The sequence below is a fragment of the Cupriavidus phytohabitans genome (assembly GCF_000426345.1).
GTDB lineage: Bacteria > Pseudomonadota > Gammaproteobacteria > Burkholderiales > Burkholderiaceae > Cupriavidus.
In genome coordinates, this window is record NZ_AUFE01000007.1 from 171,389 (window position 1) to 194,797 (window position 23,409).

20 protein-coding genes are annotated in these 23,409 nt (G+C 67.8%); 5 read left to right on the forward strand and 15 right to left on the reverse strand.

Features of this window, described 5'->3' with window-relative positions:
- The 4 genes from prpF to prpB all read right to left on the reverse strand — a co-directional run bounded on the left by prpF (window position 1) and on the right by prpB (window position 6,315).
- On the reverse strand, window positions 1-1,191 hold the full coding sequence (gene prpF, locus K309_RS0107945; RefSeq protein ID WP_029045926.1) for a 2-methylaconitate cis-trans isomerase PrpF: 1,191 nt from the start codon (window positions 1,189-1,191) through the stop codon (window positions 1-3).
- Between the two features lie 209 nt (window positions 1,192-1,400).
- Entirely contained in the window at window positions 1,401-4,013 is a 2,613-nt protein-coding gene (acnD, locus tag K309_RS0107950) for a Fe/S-dependent 2-methylisocitrate dehydratase AcnD (protein ID WP_029045927.1), read from the reverse strand.
- Between the two features lie 120 nt (window positions 4,014-4,133).
- Window positions 4,134-5,291 carry a bifunctional 2-methylcitrate synthase/citrate synthase gene (prpC, locus tag K309_RS0107955; RefSeq protein ID WP_029045928.1) on the reverse strand — a complete coding sequence of 386 codons (1,158 nt, stop codon included), beginning with the start codon at window positions 5,289-5,291 and terminating at the stop codon, window positions 4,134-4,136.
- A gap of 115 nt (window positions 5,292-5,406) precedes the next feature.
- A complete protein-coding gene (gene prpB / locus K309_RS0107960) occupies window positions 5,407-6,315 on the reverse strand; it encodes a methylisocitrate lyase (protein ID WP_029045929.1) in 909 nt (302 codons plus the stop codon).
- A gap of 295 nt (window positions 6,316-6,610) precedes the next feature.
- Here prpB and prpR point away from each other — a divergent pair, with 295 nt between their 5' ends.
- Entirely contained in the window at window positions 6,611-8,587 is a 1,977-nt protein-coding gene (prpR, locus tag K309_RS0107965; protein ID WP_084402376.1) for a propionate catabolism operon regulatory protein PrpR, read from the forward strand.
- A gap of 13 nt (window positions 8,588-8,600) precedes the next feature.
- Here prpR and K309_RS0107970 read toward each other — a convergent pair whose 3' ends face one another.
- The gene (locus K309_RS0107970) at window positions 8,601-9,602 is read right to left on the reverse strand and encodes a cysteine synthase A (RefSeq protein WP_029045931.1); all 1,002 of its coding nucleotides are present in this window, start codon (window positions 9,600-9,602) and stop codon (window positions 8,601-8,603) included.
- Window positions 9,603-9,778: 176 nt separating this feature from the next.
- Window positions 9,779-10,072 carry a putative quinol monooxygenase gene (locus K309_RS0107975; protein WP_029045932.1) on the reverse strand — a complete coding sequence of 98 codons (294 nt, stop codon included), beginning with the start codon at window positions 10,070-10,072 and terminating at the stop codon, window positions 9,779-9,781.
- A gap of 227 nt (window positions 10,073-10,299) precedes the next feature.
- On the opposite strand from K309_RS0107975, the gene K309_RS0107980 reads away from it, so the two are divergent.
- Window positions 10,300-11,523, forward strand: a complete 1,224-nt coding sequence (locus tag K309_RS0107980; protein WP_029045933.1) for an HD-GYP domain-containing protein — start codon at window positions 10,300-10,302, stop codon at window positions 11,521-11,523.
- Here K309_RS0107980 and K309_RS36145 read toward each other — a convergent pair.
- Window positions 11,518-12,477, reverse strand: a complete 960-nt coding sequence (locus tag K309_RS36145) for a LysR family transcriptional regulator (protein ID WP_064737430.1) — start codon at window positions 12,475-12,477, stop codon at window positions 11,518-11,520. The two genes, K309_RS0107980 and K309_RS36145, sit on opposite strands and share 6 nt — an antisense overlap.
- Before the next feature lie 115 nt (window positions 12,478-12,592).
- On the opposite strand from K309_RS36145, the gene K309_RS0107990 reads away from it, so the two are divergent.
- Both K309_RS0107990 and K309_RS0107995 read left to right on the forward strand, forming a co-directional pair.
- Window positions 12,593-12,910, forward strand: a complete 318-nt coding sequence (locus K309_RS0107990; RefSeq protein ID WP_029045934.1) for a DMT family transporter — start codon at window positions 12,593-12,595, stop codon at window positions 12,908-12,910.
- Window positions 12,911-13,017: 107 nt separating this feature from the next.
- Window positions 13,018-14,343, forward strand: a complete 1,326-nt coding sequence (locus K309_RS0107995) for a mechanosensitive ion channel family protein (RefSeq protein ID WP_029045935.1) — start codon at window positions 13,018-13,020, stop codon at window positions 14,341-14,343.
- A 12-nt stretch (window positions 14,344-14,355) separates the two neighbouring features.
- Here K309_RS0107995 and purT read toward each other — a convergent pair whose 3' ends face one another.
- Window positions 14,356-15,561 carry a formate-dependent phosphoribosylglycinamide formyltransferase gene (purT, locus tag K309_RS0108000; protein ID WP_029045936.1) on the reverse strand — a complete coding sequence of 402 codons (1,206 nt, stop codon included), beginning with the start codon at window positions 15,559-15,561 and terminating at the stop codon, window positions 14,356-14,358.
- 71 nt (window positions 15,562-15,632) lie between these two features.
- Window positions 15,633-16,112, reverse strand: coding sequence for a hypothetical protein (locus tag K309_RS0108005; protein ID WP_029045937.1), 480 nt, complete (start codon window positions 16,110-16,112; stop codon window positions 15,633-15,635).
- Window positions 16,113-16,280: 168 nt separating this feature from the next.
- Here K309_RS0108005 and K309_RS0108015 point away from each other — a divergent pair, with 168 nt between their 5' ends.
- On the forward strand, window positions 16,281-17,261 hold the full coding sequence (locus tag K309_RS0108015; protein ID WP_029045939.1) for an SDR family oxidoreductase: 981 nt from the start codon (window positions 16,281-16,283) through the stop codon (window positions 17,259-17,261).
- Between the two features lie 317 nt (window positions 17,262-17,578).
- On the opposite strand, the gene K309_RS0108020 is transcribed toward K309_RS0108015, so the two are convergent.
- From K309_RS0108020 to K309_RS0108045, 6 genes are all read right to left on the reverse strand, one after another.
- Complete coding sequence (locus K309_RS0108020; protein WP_029045940.1) at window positions 17,579-17,911, reverse strand: YnfA family protein; 333 nt, start codon at window positions 17,909-17,911, stop codon at window positions 17,579-17,581.
- Window positions 17,912-17,982: 71 nt separating this feature from the next.
- On the reverse strand, window positions 17,983-19,227 hold the full coding sequence (locus K309_RS0108025; protein ID WP_084402377.1) for an MFS transporter: 1,245 nt from the start codon (window positions 19,225-19,227) through the stop codon (window positions 17,983-17,985).
- 177 nt (window positions 19,228-19,404) lie between these two features.
- Entirely contained in the window at window positions 19,405-20,409 is a 1,005-nt protein-coding gene (locus K309_RS0108030; protein ID WP_029045942.1) for a Bug family tripartite tricarboxylate transporter substrate binding protein, read from the reverse strand.
- Window positions 20,410-20,520: 111 nt separating this feature from the next.
- Window positions 20,521-21,285 carry a crotonase/enoyl-CoA hydratase family protein gene (locus tag K309_RS0108035; RefSeq protein WP_029045943.1) on the reverse strand — a complete coding sequence of 255 codons (765 nt, stop codon included), beginning with the start codon at window positions 21,283-21,285 and terminating at the stop codon, window positions 20,521-20,523.
- A 57-nt stretch (window positions 21,286-21,342) separates the two neighbouring features.
- Window positions 21,343-22,107 carry an SDR family NAD(P)-dependent oxidoreductase gene (locus K309_RS0108040; protein WP_029045944.1) on the reverse strand — a complete coding sequence of 255 codons (765 nt, stop codon included), beginning with the start codon at window positions 22,105-22,107 and terminating at the stop codon, window positions 21,343-21,345.
- Between the two features lie 72 nt (window positions 22,108-22,179).
- A complete protein-coding gene (locus K309_RS0108045; protein WP_029045945.1) occupies window positions 22,180-23,358 on the reverse strand; it encodes a thiolase family protein in 1,179 nt (392 codons plus the stop codon).
- Between the last annotated feature and the right edge of the window lie 51 nt (window positions 23,359-23,409).

Consider the following 23,409-nt stretch of genomic DNA (forward strand, 5'->3'; position numbering starts at 1 on the left):
TCAGAACGCGTCGCCCGGCACGCGCACCCAGCCTTCCATCAGCACGCGCGCGCTGCGGCTCATGATGGCCTTCTTGACGGCCCATTCGCCATTGACCTGCTGCGCCTCGGCGCCCACGCGCAGCGTGCCGGAGGGGTGCCCGAAACGCACTGCATTGCGTTCGCCGCCGCCGGCAGCCAGGTTGACCAGCGTGCCGGGGATGGCCGCCGCGGTGCCGATGGCAACGGCCGCCGTGCCCATCATCGCGTGGTGCAGCTTGCCCATCGAGAGCGCACGCACCAGCAGGTCGACGTCGGCCGCAGCCACCTTCTTGCCGCTGGAGGCGGTGTAGTCGGCCGGCTTGGCCACGAATGCGACCTTGGGCGTGTGCTGGCGCTTGGCGGCCTCGTCCACGTCCTTGATCAGGCCCATGCGCAGCGCGCCATAGGCGCGGATGGTCTCGAACATCGCCAGCGCCTTGGTATCGCTGTTGATGGCGTCCTGCAGTTCGGTGCCCGTATAGCCGATGCTCTCCGCATTGACGAAGATGGTCGGGATGCCGGCGTTGATCATGGTCGCCTTGAGCGTGCCGACGCCCGGCACTTCCAGGTCGTCGACCACGTTGCCGGTCGGGAACATCGCGCCGCCGGCGCCTTCTTCCTCGGCGGCCGGGTCCATGAACTCGAGCTGCACTTCGGCGGCCGGGAACGTCACGCCGTCGAGTTCGAAGTCACCGGTTTCCTGCACTTCACCGTTGGTGATGGGCACGTGGCCGATGATGGTCTTGCCGATATTGGCTTGCCAGATGCGCACGGTGGCAACGCCGTTCTGCGGGATACGGCTCGGGTCGAGCAGGCCGGCGCTGATGGCGAACGGGCCGACCGCTGCGGACAGGTTGCCGCAGTTGCCGCTCCAGTCCACGAACGACTGGTCGATCGAGACCTGGCCGAACAGGTAGTCGACATCGTGGTCCGCACGCGTGCTCTTCGACACGATTACGGTCTTGCTGGTGCTGGAGGTGGCGCCGCCCATGCCGTCGATCTGCTTGCCGTACGGGTCGGGGCTGCCGATCACGCGCATCAGCAGTGCGTCGCGGGCGGGGCCGGGGGCCTGCGCGGTCTCGGGCAGGTCTTGCAGGCGGAAGAACACGCCCTTGCTGGTGCCGCCACGGATGTAGGTGGCGGGGATCTTGATCTGGGGTACGTGGGCCATGGGAATGAATGTCGTGGTTAGGTATGCGAAGGGAGCCGATCGTAGCCGGCACCCCTGGCGGACGCTCCCCTCTCCCGCGAAGTGGGAGAGGGGTGGGGGTGAGGGCGGGAGCACCCACGAAGTGAAGCGCTTCGGTGCTGCACGCGCCGGCCCTCACCCCCGGCCCCTCTCCCGCGCGCGGGAGAGGGGAGCAAACACCCGGCAACTTGTTATGCCGCCGCCTTGCTCGACTCCAGGAAGTCCTGCGCAAACCGCTGCAGCACCCCGCCAGCCTCATAGATCGAAACTTCCTCATCGCTGTCGAGGCGGCAAGTCACCGGCACTTCCACGCGCTCGCCATTCTTGCGATGCACCACCAGCGTCAGCGTGGCGCGCGGCTGGCGTTCGCCGATCACGTCATAGGTCTCGGTGCCGTCCAGCCCCAGCGTCAGGCGGTTCACGCCCGGCTTGAACTCCAGCGGCAGCACGCCCATGCCGATCAGGTTGGTGCGGTGGATGCGCTCGAAGCCTTCGGCAACGATCACTTCCACGCCGGCCAGGCGCACACCCTTGGCGGCCCAGTCGCGCGACGAGCCCTGGCCATAGTCCGCGCCGGCGATGATGATCAGCGGCTGCTTGCGGTCCATGTAGGTCTCGATCGCTTCCCACATGCGCACGACCTTGCCTTCCGGCTCGATGCGCGCCAGCGAACCCTTCTTTACCTGGCCGTCGACCACGGCCATTTCATTGATGAGCGTGGGGTTGGCGAAGGTGGCGCGCTGCGCCGTCAGGTGGTCGCCCCGGTGCGTCGCGTACGAATTGAAGTCCTCTTCCGGCAGGCCCATCTTGGCCAGGTACTCGCCGGCCGCGCTGTTCAGCAGGATCGCGTTGGACGGCGACAGGTGGTCGGTGGTGATGTTGTCGCCCAGCACCGCCAGCGGACGCAGGCCCTGGAGCGTGCGCTCGCCGGCCAGCGCGCCTTCCCAGTACGGCGGACGGCGGATATAGGTGCTCTGCGGGCGCCAGTCGTACAGCGGCGCGGCGCTCTCGCCGGTCTCCGCGGTCAGCGCGAACATCGGCTCGTAGACCTTGCGGAACTGCTCGGGCTTCACGCTTTGCCTGACGATGGCGTCGATCTCTTCATCGGTCGGCCAGATGTCCTTCAGGTAGACCGGCTTGCCGTCCTGGTCCGTGCCCAGCACATCCTTTTCGATATCGAAGCGGATGGTGCCGGCAATGGCGTAGGCGACAACCAGCGGCGGCGAGGCCAGGAAAGCCTGCTTGGCGTACGGGTGGATGCGGCCGTCGAAGTTGCGGTTGCCGGACAGCACGGCGGTGGCGTACAGGTCGCGGTCGATGATTTCCTGCTGGATCTTCGGATCGAGCGCGCCGGACATGCCATTGCAGGTAGTGCACGCGAACGCGACGATGCCGAAGCCGAGCTTTTCCAGGTCAGGCAGCAGGTTCGCTTCTTCCAGGTACAGCTCGACCGCCTTGGAGCCGGGCGCCAGCGACGACTTGACCCACGGCTTGCGCGTCAGGCCGCGCGCGTTGGCGTTGCGGGCCAGCAGCGCGGCGGCGATCACGTTGCGCGGGTTGCTGGTGTTGGTGCAGCTGGTAATGGCGGCGATGATCACGGCGCCATCGGGCATCAGGCCTTCGGCCTCCTGCGCGCGGGCCTTGTCCAGGTCCACGGCGATGCCACGCTCGGCCAGCGCCGAGGTCGGCAGGCGCTTGTGCGGGTTCGACGGGCCGGCCATGTTGCGCACCACGCTCGACAGGTCGAACTTCAGCACGCGCTCGTATTCGGCGTTCTGCAGCGAATCCGCCCACAGGCCCGCGGTCTTGGCGTACGTTTCGACCAGCTTGAGCTGCTCGTCGGTGCGGCCGGTCAGGCGCAGGTATTCGATGGTCTGCTCGTCGATGAAGAACATCGCCGCGGTGGCGCCGTATTCCGGGGCCATGTTGGAGATGGTGGCGCGGTCGCCGAGCGTCAGGCTCGACGCGCCTTCGCCGCGGAACTCCAGGTAGGCGCCGACCACTTTTTCCTTGCGCAGGAATTCGGTCAGGGCCAGCACGATGTCGGTGGCGGTGATGCCGGGCTGGCGCTTGCCGGTCAGCTCGACGCCGACGATATCCGGCAGGCGCATCCACGAGGCGCGGCCGAGCATCACGTTCTCGGCTTCCAGGCCGCCCACGCCGATGGCGATCACGCCCAGCGCATCGACGTGCGGGGTGTGGCTGTCGGTACCGACGCAGGTATCGGGGTAGGCCACGCCATGGTCAGCGTGGATCACGGGCGACATCTTTTCCAGGTTGATCTGGTGCATGATGCCGTTGCCCGGCGGGATCACATCGACGTTCTTGAACGCCTTCTTGGTCCAGTCGATGAAATGGAAACGGTCTTCGTTGCGGCGGTCTTCGATGGCGCGGTTTTTCTCGAACGCCTGCGGGTCGAAGCCACCGCATTCCACCGCCAGCGAGTGGTCGACGATCAGCTGCACCGGCACCACCGGGTTGACCTTGGCGGGGTCGCCGCCCTGGTCGGCAATGGCGTCGCGCAGGCCGGCCAGGTCCACCAGCGCGGTCTGGCCCAGGATGTCGTGGCACACCACGCGCGCGGGGAACCACGGGAAGTCGAGGTCGCGCTTGCGCTCGATCAGCTGCTTCAGCGAATCCGTCAGCGTGGCGGGCTCGCAGCGGCGCACCAGGTTTTCTGCCAGCACGCGCGACGTGTACGGCAGCTTGTCGTAGGCACCCGGCTGGATGGCCTCAACGGCGGCGCGCGCGTCGAAGTAATCCAGCTTGGTGCCCGGTAGCGGTTTGCGGTTTGCAGAATTCATGGTGTAGGGAAATCTATATAAGTATGAAAAAGGGGTAGTGGTCCCGTGTCAGCGACCAACTACCCCTTTGCCCTCAGGCGGATCAATGCAACCCGACAAAGGGCAATCCGGCAGCCGGTCTTACTTGCGATCCTTGATCGGCACGAACTTCAGGTTCTCCGGACCGGTGTAGTTGGCGCTCGGGCGGATGATCTTGTTGTCGATGCGTTGCTCGATGATGTGCGCGGCCCAGCCGGACGTACGCGCGATCACGAACAGCGGCGTGAACATCGCCGTCGGCACGCCCATCATGTGGTAGCTCACCGCGCTGAACCAGTCCAGGTTCGGGAACATCTTCTTGATGTCCCACATCACGGTTTCCAGGCGCTCGGCGATATCGAACATCTTCATCGAGCCGGCATCCTTCGACAGCTTCTTCGCCACTTCCTTGATCACCTGGTTGCGCGGGTCGCTGATGGTGTACACCGGGTGGCCAAAGCCGATCACGACTTCCTTGTTCTCGACGCGGCGGGTGATGTCGGCCTGGGCCTCGTCCGCGTTGTCATAGCGCTTCTGGATCTCAAAAGCGACTTCGTTGGCGCCGCCGTGCTTCGGGCCGCGCAGCGCACCGATCGCGCCGGCGATCGACGAATACATGTCCGAACCCGTGCCAGCGATCACGCGGGCGGTGAAGGTCGAGGCGTTGAACTCGTGCTCGGCGTACAGGTTGAGCGACGTGTTCATGGCGCTTTCCCACAGCGCCGACGGTTTCTTGCCATGCAGCAGGTGCAGGAAGTGGCCGCCGATGGAGTCATCGTCGGTTTCCACCTCGATACGCTTGCCGTTGTGGCTGTAGTGGTACCAGTACAGCAGCATCGAACCCAGGCTGGCCATCAGGCGGTCGGCAATATCGCGCGCGCCCGGGGTGTTGTGGTCCTCCTTCTCCGGCAGCACGGTGCCCAGCACCGACACGCCGGTGCGCATCACGTCCATCGGGTGGGCGCTGGCCGGAACCCATTCCAGCGCGGCCTTGACGTTGGCGGGCAGGCCGCGCAGCGACTTCAGCTTGGCCTTGTAGGCGGTCAGCTCGGATTTGGTTGGCAGCTTGCCGTGCACCAGCAGGTGGGCGATTTCTTCGAATTCGCAGGTCTCGGCGATGTCGAGGATGTCGTAGCCGCGGTAGTGCAGGTCGTTGCCGGTACGGCCGACCGTGCACAGTGCGGTATTGCCGGCGGTGACGCCGGACAGCGCGACGGATTTCTTGGGCTTGGGAGTGACGAGCGGTTGCGCTTCGGACATCTGGGTCTCCTTGATGTGATGCCTGGTGTTGCCTGTTAGTGATCGGCCGGATCTGTGCGACCGAACGGCCGGGAGGGGATATACCCGGCCCGGCCGCGCCTGCCTCTATGGTGTCTTACTTGCCCTTGCCTTGTGCGAACAGGGCGTCGAGCTTCTGCTCGAAGTCATGGTAGCCGATGCTCTCGTAGAGTTCCGAGCGGGTCTGCATGGTATCGACCACGTTCTTCTGCGTGCCGTCGCGGCGGATGGCTGCGTAGACATTCTCCGCGGCCTTGTTCATGGCGCGGAAGGCGGACAGCGGGTACAGCACCATCGACACGCCGGCGCTGCCCAGTTCTTCCGTGGTGAACAGCGGCGTGGCGCCGAACTCGGTGATGTTGGCCAGCACCGGCACCTTTACCGCGTCAACGAACTTGCGATACATGGCCAGGTCGGTCATGGCTTCCGGGAAGATGGCGTCGGCGCCGGCTTCCACGCACGCCACGGCGCGCTCGATGGCCTTGTCCAGGCCTTCCACGGCCAGCGCGTCGGTGCGGGCCATGATGACGAAGTTCTCGTCGGTGCGGGCGTCGACGGCGGCCTTGATGCGATCGACCATTTCACCCTGGGTGACGATTTCCTTGTTGGGACGGTGGCCGCAGCGCTTGGCGCCGACCTGGTCCTCGATGTGCATGGCAGCGGCGCCGAACTTGATCAGCGACTTGGTGGTGCGGGCCACGTTGAAGGCCGAGGCGCCGAAGCCGGTATCGACGTCGACCAGCAGCGGCGTGTCGCACACGTCGGTGATGCGGCGGACGTCGGTCAGCACGTCGTCCAGGTTGGAGATGCCCAGGTCGGGCAGCCCCAGCGAGCCGGCCGCGACACCGCCGCCGGACAGGTAGATGGCACGGTAGCCGGCGCGCTTGGCCAGCAGGGCGTGGTTGGCGTTGATGGCGCCGACCACCTGAAGCGGATGCTCTTCGGCAAGCGCCTGGCGGAAACGGGCGCCAGCGGAGCGCGCGAGGTCGGAAGCGGAGTAGGTCATGGCGTTTGCTTGGCGTTTGCGTTGAGGTGAACAAGACGGAGCCATAAGCGCAAGGGCCGTGCCAGCCCTCGCGGCGGGTCTCGGGGAAACCCCGGAAAACCTTGCCAGGACTAGGCTGGCGGGCAGCAGGGAGAATTTTCGCGGAAGCCAGATGTCATCATTTCAGCACATTTGCATTTCACATTCGCAAATCGAGAATTCAAAGTTGAAATCGGGGCCGGCATGACGGACAATGTGCCAGCACTGTACGCCTGTTCCGGCGGGGTTTCACCCGCTCCTCACGCCGCGCCGCACCATGAGTCCTCCCGTCTCCAAGCCCGCCCGCCCGCGCATCTGGGCCATCGGTATCAGCCGCCTTGCGCGCGCCTTTGCCGACCTGATTCCGTCCTATGCCGCGCGCGCGGAATTCCGCATCGTCGGCAAGGGCTTCGAAGCCGCCGCCAGCGCCGTATCGCGTGAAGTGCGCGAGGGCCGCCTCGACGTGGTGGTGGCCGGCGGCTCGAATGGCGCCTACCTGCGGCAGCACGTCGACGTGCCGGTTGTGCTGGTCAAGGTGACGGGCTTCGACGTCATGAGCGCGCTCGCCACCGCGCGCCGCATCTCGCCCAAGGTGGCGCTGGTCACGCATGCCTCCACTTATGCCGAGGTGGATGAATTCGTGCGCGCATTCTCGCTGGCGATCCCGGCCTATACCTACCTGACCGAGGACGATGCGGTGGCGCGGGTCAAGGCGCTCAAGCAGGAGGGCATCCAGGTCGTGGTCGGCCCCGGGCTGGTCACGGACCTGGCCGATCGCTACGGCCTGACCGGAGTATTCCTGTATTCCGGCAATTCGGTGCGCATGGCACTGGAAGACGCCATCGAGGCCGCACGGCTGCGCCGCATCGAATCCACCCGGCGCGACTATGTCAATGCCATCCTGGCGCACCTGAACGAGGGCGTGGCGGCCGTCGACGCGGAAGGGCGGATCCAGTCGTTCAACCCTGCCATGGAGCGTTTCCTCGGCACCTCCGCCGCGGCCGCGGTGGGCCGCAAGCTGCAGACGCTGGCGCCCAACCTGTCGCTCGAAGGCGTGATGCAGAGCGGCGACAAGGAACTGGAGGCGATCCACAAGCTCGGCGACAAGATGGTGGTGGTCAACCGCATCCCGATCTCCAGCGATGCGGGCACCACCGGCGCGGTGCTGACCATCCAGGATGCCAGCGCGATCCAGCGCGTCGACCGCAACCTGCGCTCGCGCAGCCGCGCCCGGCCCGCGGGCGTGCGCTACAGCCTCGACGACCTGGCTGGCACCTCCGCGGTGATGACCGAACTGCGCACGCTGGCGCGGCGCTACGCCGTGGTCGATTCCACCGTGCTGATCGGCGGCGAGAGCGGCACCGGCAAGGAAGTGCTGGCGCAGGGCATGCACGACGCCAGCCCACGCCGCGCGTTCCCGTTCGTGGCGGTCAATTGCGCCGCGTTTCCGGAAGCGTTGCTGGAGAGCGAGCTGTTCGGCTACGAAGAGGGCGCCTTCACCGGCGCGCGCCGTGGCGGCAAGGCCGGCCTGTTCGAGTCGGCGCATAACGGCACGCTGTTCCTTGACGAGGTGGGCGACATGCCGCCCACGCTGCAGACCCGGCTGCTGCGCGTGCTGCAGGAAAAACAGGTGCTCCCGATCGGCGGCCTCGACGCCGTGCCCGTCAACGTGCGCGTGATCGCCGCCACCCACCGCGACCTGCCCGCGATGGTGCGCGATGGCTCCTTCCGCCAGGACCTGTACTACCGCCTCAATATCCTGCGCATCGAGATGCCGCCGTTGCGCGAGCGCGCCGAAGACCTGGCCGAGCTCGCCGAACTGCTGTACCGGCGCGCACAGGAACGCCTGGGCACCGAGCGCCCGCAACGGCTGCCGGCAGCGGCGCGGTCGCGGCTGGCGCGCTATGCGTGGCCGGGCAATATCCGCGAGCTGGAAAATGTCACCGAGCGCATCGCGGTGCTGGTGGCCGGCCGCAAGCTGGAAGCCGATGCGCTGGTGCGCGAGCTGCAGGCTGCCGTGCCGGAGCTGTTCGGTGGCGACGGTGCCATGGCCATCGCGCAAGCGCCGGCCGTGGCCGCCGCACGCAACGCGCAGGCCGGCAAGCCCGGCCATTCGCTGGCGCGCGTCAAGCAATCGAGCGAAGTCGAGCATATCCGCCGCGTGCTGGCCGAATGCGGCGGCGACCGGACCGCCGCGTGCCATGTCCTGGGAATCAGCCCGACCACGCTGTGGCGGCGGCTGAAGGCGGCGTAGCCGCTGGTCGTGCCTACACCCCCGGCCCGACGCGCCGGAACGGAATCGGCTGCAGGCCCTTGCCGGCCAGCCATGCCTCGTTGAAGAGCCGCCCCATGTACAGGTCGCCGCGATCGCACAGCAGCGTCACAATGGTATGGCCCGGCCCCATCTCGCGGGCCAGCGCTACGGCGGCGCCGACATTGATTCCTGACGAGCCACCCAGGAACAGCCCTTCCTCGCGCAGCATCCGGTAGACCATGTCGACGCAGGTTTGGTCGTCGATCCGCACGGCATCGTCGATCGGCGTGTCCTGCAGGTTGGCGGTGACGCGGCTCGAGCCGATGCCCTCGGTGATCGAGCTGCCCTCGGCCTTCACCTCGCGGTGCTTCACATAGTGGTACAGCCCGCTGCCGTGCGGATCGGCCAGCACGATGCGCACGGCCAGCTTGTGTTCCTTAAGGCAGCGGGCGATGCCCGCCAGCGACCCGCCGGTGCCGGTGGAGCAGGTGAAGGCATCGATGCGGCCAGCCGTGGCGTGCCAGATCTCGGGGCCGGTGGTTTCGTAGTGGGCCTGCCGGTTGGCGAGGTTGTCGAACTGGTTGGCCCAGATCGCGTTGTCGGTTTCCTCGGCCAGCCGGCCGGCGATCTTCTGGTAGTTGCCGGGATCGGCATAGGGCTTGGCGGGAACGGGGCGAACCTCCGCGCCCAGCATGCGCAGTCGCTCCATCTTCTCCGGCGACTGCGTGTCCGGGATCACCACGATGCAGCGGTAGCCGCGCGCCGCGCACAGGTGGGCCAGGCCGATGCCGGTATTGCCTGCGGTGCCTTCGATCACGGTGCCGCCGGGCTTCAGCAGGCCGCGGCGCTCGGCGTCGCGGATGATGTAGAGCGCGGCGCGGTCCTTGACCGAGCCGCCCGGGTTCAGGAATTCGGCCTTGCCGTAGATATCGCAGCCGGTCTCGGCGCTCAGCCCCGCCAGCCGGATCAGCGGGGTGTGGCCGATGGTGCCGGCAAATCCGTCCCTGACTTCCATGATGCACTCCTGCCGGGCCGCGGCGGCCGTAGATGAGGGTCAATCTGATTGATAGACCGGGGCGGCGGGAATGACAAGCGGGGGAGGTGGCCGGACGGGCCGCGTGGAAGTGGCGCGCCTGACGCCTGGCGCCCTGGGCGCGCAAGGAGCCATGGGGGGGGGCGTATGAGGCGGCGTCAGGCGGCGTTGAGCCAGCGGAAGCTGAAGTCGCCCTCGACGAATTCCTGCCGCGACGCGTGGAAATCGCGCATGTACGGCCGGTTCAAGTGGGATTCCAGCGCGCCTTTCGAGTCCCAGACCATATAGATCACGAAGACCCGCGCATCCTCGGCATCCTGGCCGACGTGGTAGTCCAGGCAGCCCGGCTCCTTCAGCCCGCGCGTCTGCAGGGTGGTGAGCTGGGACACCAGCGCCTCGCGGCGATGGGACTTGGCACGGGCGATGCCGACTAGCGTGTACGTTCCGGACATGGTTGAACGGGGGCGACTGGCTGGCGTCTGGTGAGCACTGGGCGCGCCATTGTAGCGCCGGCTCCGGGTCCGCCCGGAATGCCTGACGGCGCCGTCCGGGCATTTGGCCGCCCCTTGACAAGGGCCACCGGCCCGGTTCCGGCAGGCAAAATCAGCCCTCAAGTCTGGCGCCGGCTTGCCGATAGTCATCCCGGCAAGAAGAAAACCAACGTCCGGGGGGACATCTCATGCTGAGACGGATCGGGTCGGAACAATTGCAGGTCGGGATGTTTGTCGCCAGGCTGGGCGGGCCGTGGATCAGCCACCCGTTCTGGCGGGCAAGGTTTCTGGTCAGCCACGAAGAGCAGATCCGGCAGATCCAGTCCGCGGGCGTCCGCGAAGTCTGGATCGATATCCTCAAGGGCCGCAATTTGCCGGCAGCAGGCGTGCCCGAGGCGCCGCCCGCGCCCGTTGCGGAGCCGGCGCCACAGCTGCGGGAGTCCGCGGGCTCGCAGCCAGTCGCGTCGCTCGAAGCCGAGCTAGGCCGCGCGCGCGAGTTGCTCCAGTCCGGCAAGACCGTGATTGGGTCCATGTTCGCCGACATCCGCATGGGCCGCGCGCTGGAAGTCGGGCGCGCGCTGCCGCTGGTCGACGCAGCCTCGCGCTCCCTGTCCCGCCACGGGCACGCGCTGCTGGCGCTGGCGCGGCTCAAGGCGCGCGACGACTACAGCTACCTGCATGCCTTCGCCGTCTGCGCGCTGATGATCGCGGTCGGGCGAACGCTGGGCCTGCCGGACGACGAGGTGCGCGAACTCGGCCTCGCCGGCCTGGTGCACGACATCGGCAAGCTGACGCTGCCCGAGTCCGTGCAGCACAAGGCCACCGCGCGCACGCCTGAAGAAGAGGAAAGCTACCGCCGCCATCCCTCGGCGGGCTACCGCATCCTCAACGAGGCGCGGCTGGTTTCCAATATCCCCCTCGATGTCTGCGTTCACCACCACGAGCGCGTGGACGGGCGCGGCTATCCTTTCGGCCTGGTCGGCCGCGAGCTCAGCATCCACGCCAGGATTGCGGCAATCTGCGATGCCTACGACTCGTTGACCTCGGATCGTCCCGGCCACCGGCAATGGTCGCCGGCGCGTGCCATGGAATACATGGCCGTTCGTGTCGACACGCTGTTCGACCGGCGCGTGTTCAAGGCCTTCACGCGCACTGTCGGCATCTACCCGCTGGGCACCGTGCTGCGGCTGCGCTCCAACCGGCTGGCGGTAGTGTGCGGGCAAAACGAAACCGACCCGTTGCGGCCGCTGGTGATGGTGTTCTATTCGGTGTCGCAGTCACGCCCGGTGCCGACGGAACTGGTCGACCTGCGGCATAGCGAGGAAACGGTGGTGGCATTCGAGAATGCCGCCGAATGGGGCTATACGGACGAGCAATTGATGGCGATGTACACGAATACAAGCGCTTCATAGTGCCGGTGCCGGTGCCGGTGCCGGTGCTGGTGCTGGTGCTGGTGCTGGTGCCGGCTTCAACCACGGCGATGCGCTGAGCTTCGCGTAAAGAAAATCGTTGAACGCACGGACCCGCGCGCTGTGGCGCAGGTCGGGATGGGTCAGGATCCATAACGGCGTGCCGAGCGCAGCGTCGGGCCGGGCGAGCCGGACCAGCCTTGCATCGCGCTCGGCCAGCAGGCAAAGCAGCATGCCGACACCCATGCCATGCGTCACGGCATCGACCATGGCCAGGAGGCTGTCGACGCTCACCAGCCGGCGCGCCGGCGGCACGTGTTCGGCCACCCAGCGCGCCTGCGCGAGATGCGCAAGCGCGTCGTCCGGAACCACCCAGTCGTGGTCGGCCCAGGCCGGCGCGGTGGCTTCCCGGGCCGGGGTCTTGCCAGTCCGCGCCAGGTAGTCGCGCGATGCGTACGGCGCCGTTTCCAGCATGCCGACCTGGCGCCCCACCAGATTCTCCGGCGGCGCACCGGCCGGCCGTATCGCCACATCCGCCTCACGCCGGCTCAGGCTCAGGAAACTGTTGTTGACCACGATCTGCAACTGGATCCCCGGGTTCAGCGCGCGGAATTCGGCGAACAGCGGCATCAGCAGCCCGGTCAGCAGCGTGTCCGTGGTGGTGACCCGCAGCGGCCCGCTCAGCTGGCTGTCCAGGCCGGACAACTGGCGTTGCGCGGCATCGATCTGTTCGCCGACGCCGGCAAGCCGTTGGGTCAGCGCTTCTCCCGCAGCCGTGAGGGCGTAGCCCGTCGGATGCCGCTCGAAGAGCAAGGTGCCCAGCACCTGTTCCAGCCGGGCGAGCCGGCGCAGCACGGTGGAGTGGTTGACGTGCAGCGTCCGCGCGGCGCCGGCCAGCGAGCCGGATTGGCTGACGGCAAGGAAGTACTTCAGGTCATCCCAGTCCGCTTCCTGCATGTTTGCATATCCCCTTTGCGAAAATTGCCAATTCCCGTGCTGATTCGCACAGCCTACATTGGCCTGGCAGGCGCGGCAATGGTCGCCGGGCGGCAAGACCGGAAAGGAAGAGGCAATGGCGTGGATGCTGCTGGTGCTGGCGGGGCTGATCGAGATCGTGATGGCGCTCGCCCTCAAATACACGGATGGGTGGACGCGGCCGGGGCCGACGGTGCTGGGTATCGGGGCCGCACTGGCCAGCATCTTCCTGCTCAGCGCGGCCTTGCGGCACCTGCCGGTGGGGACGGCGTACGCGGTATGGACCGGGATCGGGGCGATCGGGGTCACCGTGATCGGGATCCTGTTCCTTGGGGAGAGCGCGGCGCCGATGCGGCTGGCGTTGATCGCGTTGATTTTCGTCGGGATCGGAGGGCTGAAGCTGCTGCCTGCCTGAGCGAGGGCAGGGCGAGCTTATGCGAGCCAAGGATCGCAGTTTTATGAAAGAGCGGCGCACGTTTTGTACACTATCTGGCCGAATCACTGGCTTGACGTCGCTCCCTTATGAGTTTCGATGCCCTGCTGGAGCTGTTCCAGCAACGTATTCCGGCCCATCCCTGGGCGCAGATCACGCTGTACCTGGTGGTGCTGGTGCTGATCGCGGTGCTCGCGCAATGGCTGTGCGGCCATGTGATGTCGCGCATCGCCCATCGCGTGCTGACGGTCTGGGGCAAGGCGCCGTGGAGCAAGGCGCTCACGCGCCATCGCGCATACCGGCGTTTCGGCTATGCGGTGGGCTTCGCGGTGATCACCGTCGGTATCGGCGAGGTGCCGCACATGGGCCGCTACGCGCTGCTGGTGGAGCGCCTGGCCCATTCCAGCCTGTGGGTGTGCTTCTTCCTGATGCTGGGCGGCGTGCTGGGCGCATGGCAGGACGTTTACGCCAGCAGCCGGCGCGCGCAGACGCGCTCGATCAAGGGCTACATCCAGGTGGGGCGGCTCGGGCTGGGACTGGTGTGCGCGGTGCTGGTGCTGTCGATCCTGATCAACCGCTCGCCGCTGTGGATGCTGTCCGGCCTGGGCGCGCTGTCGGCGGTACTGCTGCTGGTGTTCAAGGACACGCTGCTGTCGCTGGTGGCCAGCACCCAGCTGACCTCGAACGACATGCTGCGCATCGGCGACTGGATCGAGATGCCGCAATGCAATGCCGATGGCTACGTCAAGGATATTGCGCTGCATACGGTCAAGGTGCAGAACTGGGACAACACCGTGACCACGGTGCCGACCTACAAGCTGTTCTCGGAGAGCTACCGCAACTACCGGCAGATGTTCGAGTCAGGCGCGCGCCGCATCAAGCGGACGCTGCGCATCGATGCGAGCAGCGTGCGCTTCCTCGAAGACGACGAAGTGCATGCGCTGATGCGCTTCCAGCTGCTGCACGACTACCTGGCGGAGAAGCAGGCCAAGGTCGACGAGGCCAACCGGCTGCTGATCGCCGCCGGCAATGACCCGGTGAACAGGCGGCGGCTGACCAATGTCGGCACCTTCCGCGCGTATGGCATTGCCTACCTGAAGGCGCATCCGGAAATCCACCACGACCTGCTGCTGAACGTGCGCATGATGGAGCCCGATTCGCAGGGCATCCCGGTGGAGATCTACTGCTTTACCGCGCTGACGGCGTGGATGGACTACGAGCGCATCCAGGGCGATGTGTTCGACCACCTCCTGGCGATCCTGCCGGAACTGGGCCTGCGGCTGTACCAGGCCCCGTCCGGCGCCGACCTGAGCGGCGTGCGCATGGCGCCGGTGCTGGCCGCGGCGCACGCTGCCGCACAGGTGGCAGCATCGCACCCGCCCGGCCACGCCGCGGCGGGCAGCCACGTGTTCTGAGGCCTTCCGCTTTCAGCCCACCGCGCGCGGACGCACGCGGCTTGCGGCTTCCTTGGCGCGGATGCGGGCGGTGTCGACGTCATCCGCATAGGCCAGCGCCACGCCCATGCGGCGTTTGACGAAACTCTCGGGCTTGCCGAACAGGCGCACCTCGGTCTGCGGCACGCTCAGCGCCTGATCCACGCCGTCGAACACCACGCCCTGCGCGTCCACGCCGCCGTAGATCACCGCGCTGGCGCCGGGGCTGCGCAGCGAGGTATCGACCGGCAGGCCCAGGATGGCGCGCGCATGCAGCTCGAACTCGTTCTGGTGCTGCGTGGCCATGGTCACCATGCCGGTGTCGTGCGGGCGCGGGCTGACTTCGCTGAACCAGACCTGCTCGCCCTTGACGAACAGTTCCACGCCGAAGAGGCCCGTGCCGCCCAGGTCGGCGGTGACGGCCTGCGCGATCTGCCGGGCCTGCTGCAGCGCGGCCGGGTGCATCGGCTGCGGCTGCCAGCTCTCGACGTAGTCGCCACTGACCTGCACGTGGCCGATCGGCGCGCAGAACTGCGTCTCGACCTGGCCGCTGGCGCCGATGGCGCGCACGGTCAGCAGCGTGATCTCGTAGTCGAAGTCGATAAAGCCTTCCACGATCACGCGGCCGTGGCTGACGCGGCCGCCGGCCATGGCGTAGTCCCAGGCGGCCTGCACGCCCTCGGGGCCGTCGATCTTGCTCTGGCCCTTGCCCGAGCTGCTCATCACCGGCTTGACCACGCACGGATAGCCGATGCCGCCATCGATGGCGGCCTGCAGTTCGTCGAGCGAATCGCAGAACTTGTACGGGCTGGTGGGCAGGCCGAGCGACTCGGCCGCGAGGCGGCGGATGCCTTCGCGATCCATGGTCAGGCGCGCGGCGCGCGCGGTGGGGATCACGCGCACGGTGCCCGCGGCTTCCAGCGTTTCCAGCATGGGGGTGGCGATGGCTTCGATCTCGGGCACCACCAGGTGGGGCTTCTCGGCCTCGATCAGCGCCTTGAGCTGGTCCGGGTCGCTCATGGCAATGGTGCGCGCGTGGTGGGCCACCTGCTGGCCCGGCGCATTCTCATAGCGGTCGACGGCGATGGTCTCCACGCCCAGGCGCTGGAGCGCGATCAGCACTTCCTTGCCCAGCTCGCCGGAGCCGAGCAGCATCACTTTGGTGGCAGAGGGGGAAAGGGGCGTTCCGAGGGTGGTCATGGCGGCAAGGCGTCGGGGCGAAGGGAAAACCGAGATTGTACGTGCTGCCGCCCGCCATGGCGCCGCCGGGCCTAGTCTTCGGCGTCGCGCGATCCGGGGTGGCGGCGCGCCGCCTCATCCTTGCGGTCTGCCGCCTCGGCCTCTGCCGGGGTGGACGCGACGCCGTACATGCCATGGCGCGGCGTGCCGGCCGGCAGGTTGCCGAGATCGGTGGCCTGGTAGGGGTGCGGGCCGGACGGAGGCTGCGAGGTGTCGCTCGACGGATGCGCGCGGCCGGTCAGCTTTTCGTCCTGGGTCACGCCGTGGCCGCCGTAGTGGTAGTCGGTCAGCGATCCTTCATGCGCGGGGGCCGAGGGTGCCGGCGCGCCTGAGATATCGGTCACGCGTAGCGGAATCGACGGATAGACCTGCTGGGCGCCGGCGATGGCCATGTCGGGTGAATCAAACTCGCCGGCGAGCCGCTCCGGTGCGCCGTTGCCGGTGCGCATTTCGAGGTGCCAGCGGCCGTTTTCCGGGCCGCACACCAGGATTTCCTGTTCGGTCGAGGTCATGGCAGGGCTCCTGTGAGGTTCCAGGCGGGCCGGCGCGGCATACCGGAGGCGCGGTCCGTCTGGATGGAAACAGGCAAGTTGCATTCCAGCGACGCGCGCTGGAACGGAACCTGCTGCTCTGCCGGGAATACGCCCGGGAATACGCCGTTAACGCGCAAGAGGTCCACCATGCCCCCGACCCGACCGCTGACCGTTGTCATCACCGGTGCCTCGAGCGGCATCGGGCTGGCCACCGCGCTGGCCTTCGCACGCGCCCAGGCACGCGTGGTGCTGTGCGCGCGCGGCGAGGCGCCGCTGGCGCGCGCCGCCGCGGCCTGCCGCGAACTGGGCGCGCGGGCGCTGGCCGTGCCCGGCGACGTCACGCAGCCGGCGGCCATGCACCGGCTGGCCGAGCGTGCGGCGGAGTTCGGCGATGGCGGCATCGATGTCTGGGTCAACAACGCCGGTGTCGGCGCGGTGGGCCTGTTTGACGAAACGCCGGTGGCCGCGCATGAGCAAGTGGTCCGCATCAACCTGCTGGGCTACCTGCACGGCGCGCATGCGGTGCTGCCGTTCTTCAAGGCGGCGCGCAAGGGCGTGCTGGTCAATATCGTGTCGCTGGGCGCATGGGCCCCTTCGCCATATGGCGTGTCGTATACGGCAAGCAAGTTCGGCCTGCGCGGCTTCTCGGAGGCGTTGCGCGCCGAGCTGGTCGACTATCCGCAGATCCGCATCTGCGACATCTTCCCGGCTACCGCCGACACGCCGGGCATGCGCCACAGTGCCAACTACACCGGCAAGGCGCTGCGTCCGCCGCGGCCGCTGGTCGAGGCGGGCGCGGTCGCTCGTGCCGTGCTGCGCGCGGTGGCGGCGCCAACCTCGCAGGCGGTGACGGTAGGCGTCGTGGCAAGGCTGGCGCGCGTTGCCAACCTGCTGGCGCCGGGCCTGCTGCAGCAGGCGTACGGCCGTATCCTGCATCGGCATTTCAGCGGCGCGCACGAGATACCGGTCACTGACGGCAACCTCTTCCATGCCTCGCTGGGGCATATGGATGTCGAGGGCAACTGGAGCTCACCGGAACGGATGCGCCTGGTTCGGATTGCCGGCACGGCGGTGGCGGCGGGGCTGGTCGGCCTGGCACTCTGGCATTGGCGCCGTCACGTCCGCTGAGTGCAGGCGGCGAGGGACAGCGAGGGGCAGATTTACAACAGCGGGCGATTCTTACCTGCCTGCGGCGCGCGGCTGCCGGCCGCAAGAAAAAAGGCCCGCGCGGACGCGGGCCGCAAAGGCCTGAGGATCCGCTAGAGGACCGCTCAGTATTTATCCTAAGTGCCGGGCATCGCTCACGCATCCCCCGTTCGGGGTGGCAGACCGCATTCGTGCGTGATTCCGCGTCGATAAGTTGGGGGGCAACCTGCTTAATACGCCACCACGAAATCTTCGGTTCTGCATCCAGTTCGCCAGCGCCTGGCATTGACAGCGCGGCATCAGCGTGCCGCCGGCTGCAGCGCGATCACGGCCATGCCGGCCAGCGCAATGGCGGCGCCGGCCACATCCCAGCGCGTCAGCGCCAGGCCATCGACGAAACGCAGCCATAGCAGCGCCACGGCGATATACATGCCGCCGTAGGCGGCATAGGTGCGTCCGGCGGCGGCTGGATGCAGCGTCAGCAGCCAGGCGAACAGGCCCAGCGAGACGGCGGCGGGCAGCAGCAACAGCGCGCTCTTGCCCTGGCGCAGCACCAGCCAGGGAAGATAGCAGCCGACGATTTCGGCCAGCGCCGTCACGGCAAACAGCAGGGCGATGCGAACGAGATCCAAGGTTTGGCGGCAGCGGAAATGAAAAAGGGGTTCCTGGAAGGAACCCCGGATTCTGACACGGCACGGCGCCGTCAGGAGGTCGCCATCAGCGGCGGCCGGCGCTGCGTCGCCATCGCGAAGACGATCTGCGCCAGCCCCCCCGCCAGCCCCATCGCCACGCCCGCCTGCCAGGCAACGGTGTACGAGCCCAGCGCGTCATAGACCACGCCGCCGCCAAAGGCACCGGTAAAGCTGCCGATCTGGTGGCTGAAGAAGGCCACGCCGCCCAACATGGCTTGCCAGCGCAGGCCGAAGGTCTCGGCAATCCAGCCCGACACCAGCGGCGCCACGCCCAGCCACAGGAAGCCCATCACCGCGGCAAACACCAGCGTGCTGTCCGGCGTGGGCGCCGACGAGAAATACCAGGTCAGCGCCAGCGAGCGCACGGTATAGATGCCGCCCAGCAGCATCAGCTTGTTGAAGCGCCCGCCGGCCCAGCCGAAGAAGATGCTGCCGAGCACATTGAAGCCGCCGATCACGCCCAGTGCCTGCGCGCTGAGCATCGGGTCCATGCCGCAGATATCCAGGTACGACGGCAGGTGCGTGGTCAGGAACACCAGCTGCATGCCGCAGACGAAATACGCCAGCGCCATGACGATGAACGGCGCGTGCCGCAATGCCGTGCCCAGCGCCTGCCGCGCATTGCTCTGGTCGGCACCGACGAATGCCGGCAACGGCAGCTTGTCCACGCGCCCCGCCATCCATGCCGCCGGCAGCATCACCAGCGCCAGCAGCACGAAGGCGGCAAGCCCGGCGCGCCAGCCGTAAGTCTGCGTCACCATCTGCCCGATCGGCGCCGCCAGCAGCGCCCCGAGCGAGCCGGCTCCCGACACCAGCCCCAGCACCGTACTACGCAGCGCCGCCGGCACCGGCCGTGCCGCCACCGCCATCGCCAGCGCGCTGCCGGTGCAGGCCATCGAAGCACCGATCGCCACGCCAGCGCCCAGCGTGACGCCGATCATTCCTTGCGCGGTCGCCAGCAGCACCAGCCCAACCACATACGACAGCGAGCCGGCCAGCATCAGCGGGCGGAAGCCGATCCGCGTCGCCCACGCGCCCGCCAGCGGCTGCAGCAGGCCCCAGGCCAGGTTTTGCACGGCAATGGCCACCGTGAAGTCGGAGACCGAGATGCCGATGTCCCGCGTCAGCGGCGGCATGAAGATGCCCAGGCTCTGGCGCAGGCCCATGGCCAGGCTGAGCATCAGGGAGGCGCCAAGCAGGATCGGCAGGGCGGGGCGCAGGCCTTCCAGGCGGGAAGGCGCGGTGGGGGTCGGCACGGTGGTCGTCTCGCGGGATTGTCGTTGTGGTTGTGCCCGCGGCGGCGCCTGGCATATTAAGCACACGCTGAATATACCGCAGGGTAGGGCGAGCGTAAGCGGTGGCCGGCACCGTGTCAATTTGGCTTTGGGCCGGCCCGCCTTCCGCTTTGCCGAAGGCGGGTGCCGGCGCGCGCGCTAGTCCAGGCTGACCCTGGAAGCGCGGATGGTGTCGCCCCAGCGCTTGATGTCACCGCTGACCAGCGCGGCGAAGCGGGGCTGAGGTTCGCCGCCGGGGATGCCGCCCATGTCGCGGAATTTCGCCACCACGTCGGGATCGCGCATGGCCCGGGACAGCGCATCCTGCAGCACGGCGGCGACGGCTGGCGGCGTCTTCGCGGGCGCGAACACCCCGAGCCAGCCCATCACCACGAAATCCTTCACGCCGGCCTGCTCCATGGTCGGCACGTCCGGCAGCGACGGCAGCCGCTCGGCGCCGGTCACCGCCAGCGCGCGCAGCTTGCCGGCGCGGATATGCGGCAGCGCCTGCGTCAGGTTGTCGAACATGAAGGTGGTTTCGCCGGCAAGCACCGACGTGGTGGCCGGCGTCGAGCCCTTGTACGGCACGTGCAGCACCTCGGTGGCGGTGCGCAGCCGGAACAGCTCGGCGGTCAGGTGCGTGGTCTGGCCGATGCCCGCCGAGGCATACGAATACTTGCCCGGCGACTGCTTCAGCTGCGCCACCAGTTCGGCCACGCTGCGCACCGGCGCCTGCGCGTTGACCACCAGCACGTTGGGGAAGGAAATCATGTCTGTCAGCGGCATGAAGTCCTGCGGCTGGTAGGCCAGCTGCTTGTAGGCGCTGTAGTTGATGGCATGCGAGCCGGTGTTGCCGACCAGCAGCGTGTAGCCGTCAGGCGCGGTGCGCAACAGTGCCTGCGTCCCGATGATGCCGCCGCTGCCGGGCTTGTTGTCGACCACCACGGGCTGGCCGAGGATGGCCGACAGCTTCTGCGCGACCAGGCGGGTCGGGATGTCGGTGGTGCCGCCGGGCGCGCCGGGGACGATGATGGTGATCGGCTTGTCGGGCCATGCGGGGGCGGCGTGAACGACTGTCGGCAGCGTGGCGGCGGTGATGGCCATCAGGCTGGCGGCGCCAAGGGAAAGGGAAGGGCACAGCGATTGCGGCAGCTTGGTGTGCATGGGTCTCCTCCATGTTGTGATGTCAGTGCTGCGGTTCCATGTGCAAACGGCCGGCTTGCGGCCGGCCGTCCAGGCGAAAATAAGCGCGACTACGGCATTACCTGTCCCGCTTTACTTGCCGGTCCATACCGGCTTGCGCTTTTCCGCAAAGGCCGCGGCGCCTTCGCGCGCATCGGCCGAGGTGAACACCGGCGCCATCAGCGGGCGCTGGCGCTCGAACATCTCCTCGTTGCTCCAGTCCGCGGACTCGGCCACGATCTGCTTGCTGACCGCCACCGCCAGCGGGCCGTTGGCGCCGATCTCGTCGGCCAGCGCCAGCGCGCCCTGCAGCGCTTCGCCCGGTTCGGTCAGGCGGTTGATCAGGCCGTAGGCATGGGCCTGCTCGGCACCGAGCATATTGCCGGTCAGCGCGTATTCCATGGCGATGTGGTAGGGCACGCGGCGCGGCAGGCGCATCAGGCCGCCGGCAGCGGCGACCAGCCCGCGCTTGACTTCGGGCAGGCCGAACCTGGCCGCCTTTGACGAGACGATCAGGTCGCACGCCAGCGCCAGCTCAAAGCCGCCCGCCAGCGCATAGCCTTCCACCGCGGCGATCAGCACCTTGCGCGGCGGCTTCTCGGTCAGCCCGCCGAAGCCACGGCCGGGCAGGCTGGGGCGCTTGCCTTCCAGGAAGCCCTTCAGGTCCATGCCGGAGCAGAAGGTGCCGCCGGCGCCGGTCAGGATGGCGACAGCGAGGTCGTCGCGGCTTTCCAGCTGGTCGATCGCGGCGGCCAGGGCGGTCGCGGTCTCGAAGTCCATGGCGTTGCGCGCCTGGGGCCGGTTCATGGTGATCAGCAGCGTATTGCCGCGGGTCTCTAGTTGCAGCGTGTCGCTCATGCAGAAGTCCTGGTCAAGAAGGCCATAGGGGATTGCCGGATGTTGATCGATGGCGGATCAGCGCGGGGCCATGCGGATGGCGCCGTCCAGGCGGATGGTCTCGCCGTTGAGCATCGGGTTCTCCAGGATGTGCAGCGCGGTCGAGGCGTACTCGTCCGGCGCGCCCAGGCGCGCCGGGTGCGGCACCATGGCGCCCAGCGAGGTGCGCACGTTCTCCGGCAGCTTTGCCAGCAGCGGCGTGTCGAACAGGCCCGGGGCGATGGTGCACACGCGGATGGCGCGCTGCGCCAGGTCGCGCGCGGCCACCAGCGTCATGCCGACGATGCCGGCCTTGGCCGAGCTGTAGGGGATCTGGCCGATCTGGCCTTCGTAGGCGGCCACCGAGGCGGTCAGCACGCAGGCGCCGCGTTCGCCGTCCACCATTTCGTTCTTGGCCATGCGCGCCGCACCCAGGCGCAGCGCGTTGAACGTGCCGATCAGGTTGATGCGCACCACCGACTCGTACTTCTCCAGCGAACCCGGCGAGCCGTCCTTCTCGACCACGCGCACCGGCGCGCCCAGGCCGGCGCAGTGGATCAGCGCGCGCAGCGGGGCGATGGCCTCGGCGGCGTCGTAGACGGCGTTCATCTGGTCGGTATCGGTGACGTCGGCCTTGACGAAGCGGACCTTGCCGCCGAACTCGTCCACCACCGCGTTGCCGCGCTCTTCGTTCAGGTCGGCGATGACCACGCCGACGCCGCGCTCCACCAGGCGACGCGTGCAGGCCAGGCCCAGGCCGGAAGCACCGCCGGTGACGACGGCGGACATGTTTTCGAGTTTCATGGGTGTCTCCTAGGAAAGGAATCGCCAGGTTCCCGCGACGGCGGGAATGGCAGAGGTGTTGTCTACAGGCGCTTACAGGCGCTCGATGATGGTGGCGTTGGCCATGCCGCCGGCCTCGCACATCGACTGCAGGCCGTAGCGCTGGCCGCTGTCTTCCAGCGCATGCAGCATGGTGGTCATCAGGCGCACGCCCGACGCACCCAGCGGATGGCCCAGCGCGATCGCGCCGCCGCGCGGGTTCAGGCGCGCCGGGTCTGCGCCCAGCGCCTTCTGCCATGCCAGCGGCACGCAGGCAAAGGCTTCGTTGATTTCGTAGTGGTCGATCTGCTCCAGCGCCAGGCCGCTCTTCCTGATGGCGCGCTGGCTGGCCGCGATCGGGGCGGTCAGCATCATCACCGGATCGTCGCCGCAGACATCGAACGCGACAAAGCGCGCGCGCGGCTTCAGGCCCAGGCGCTGCGCCATGGCTTCGCTCATCAGCAGCATGGCCGAGGCGCCGTCACTGATCTGCGAGGCGTTGCCGGCGGTGACGTTCCAGCCGATCTGCGGGAAGCGCGCGCTCAGTTCGTCGTTGCGGAACGAGGCCTGCAGCGTGCCCAGCTTTTCCACCGAGGTGCCGGGGCGAATGGTTTCGTCTTGCTCCACCACGCCGTTGGGGGTGCTGATCGGCAGGATTTCGCGGCGGAAGGCGCCGCTTTCGCGCGCCGCGGCGGCCAGCTCGTGCGAGCGGGCCGAGTAGCTGTCCATGTCCTGGCGCGACAGCTCATATTTGGCCGCCACCAGCTCGGCCGCCACGCCCTGCGACACCAGCCCCGGCGCGTAGCGCGCTTCCATCGACGGGCCGTACGGGTTCTGGCCGATGCGCGCCGAGCCCATCGGCACGCGGCTCATCGACTCGATGCCGCAGGCGATGACGATGTCGTAGGCGCCGGCCATGATGCCCTGCGCGGCGAAGTGCACCGCCTGCTGGCTCGAACCGCACTTGCGGTCGATGGTGGTGGCGGGGACATGGTCAGGAAAGCCTGCCGCCAGCCAGGCGACGCGGCCAGGACCCGCGGACTGCTCGCCGGCCTGCGTCACGCAACCGGTGATGACGTCGTCGACCAGGCCGGGGTCGAGCTTGTTGCGTTCGAACAGGCCCTTGAGCACCTGCGCCAGCAGTTCGGTGGCGTGCAGCTCGGTAAAGGCCGATCCCGGCTTGGAGCGGCCCATCGGGCTGCGGATGGCGTCGACGATGACGGCTTGTTGCATGGGGGTGTCTCCTGATGCTGAGCGGTTGCGAGTCGTTGGTTCGGGATATTG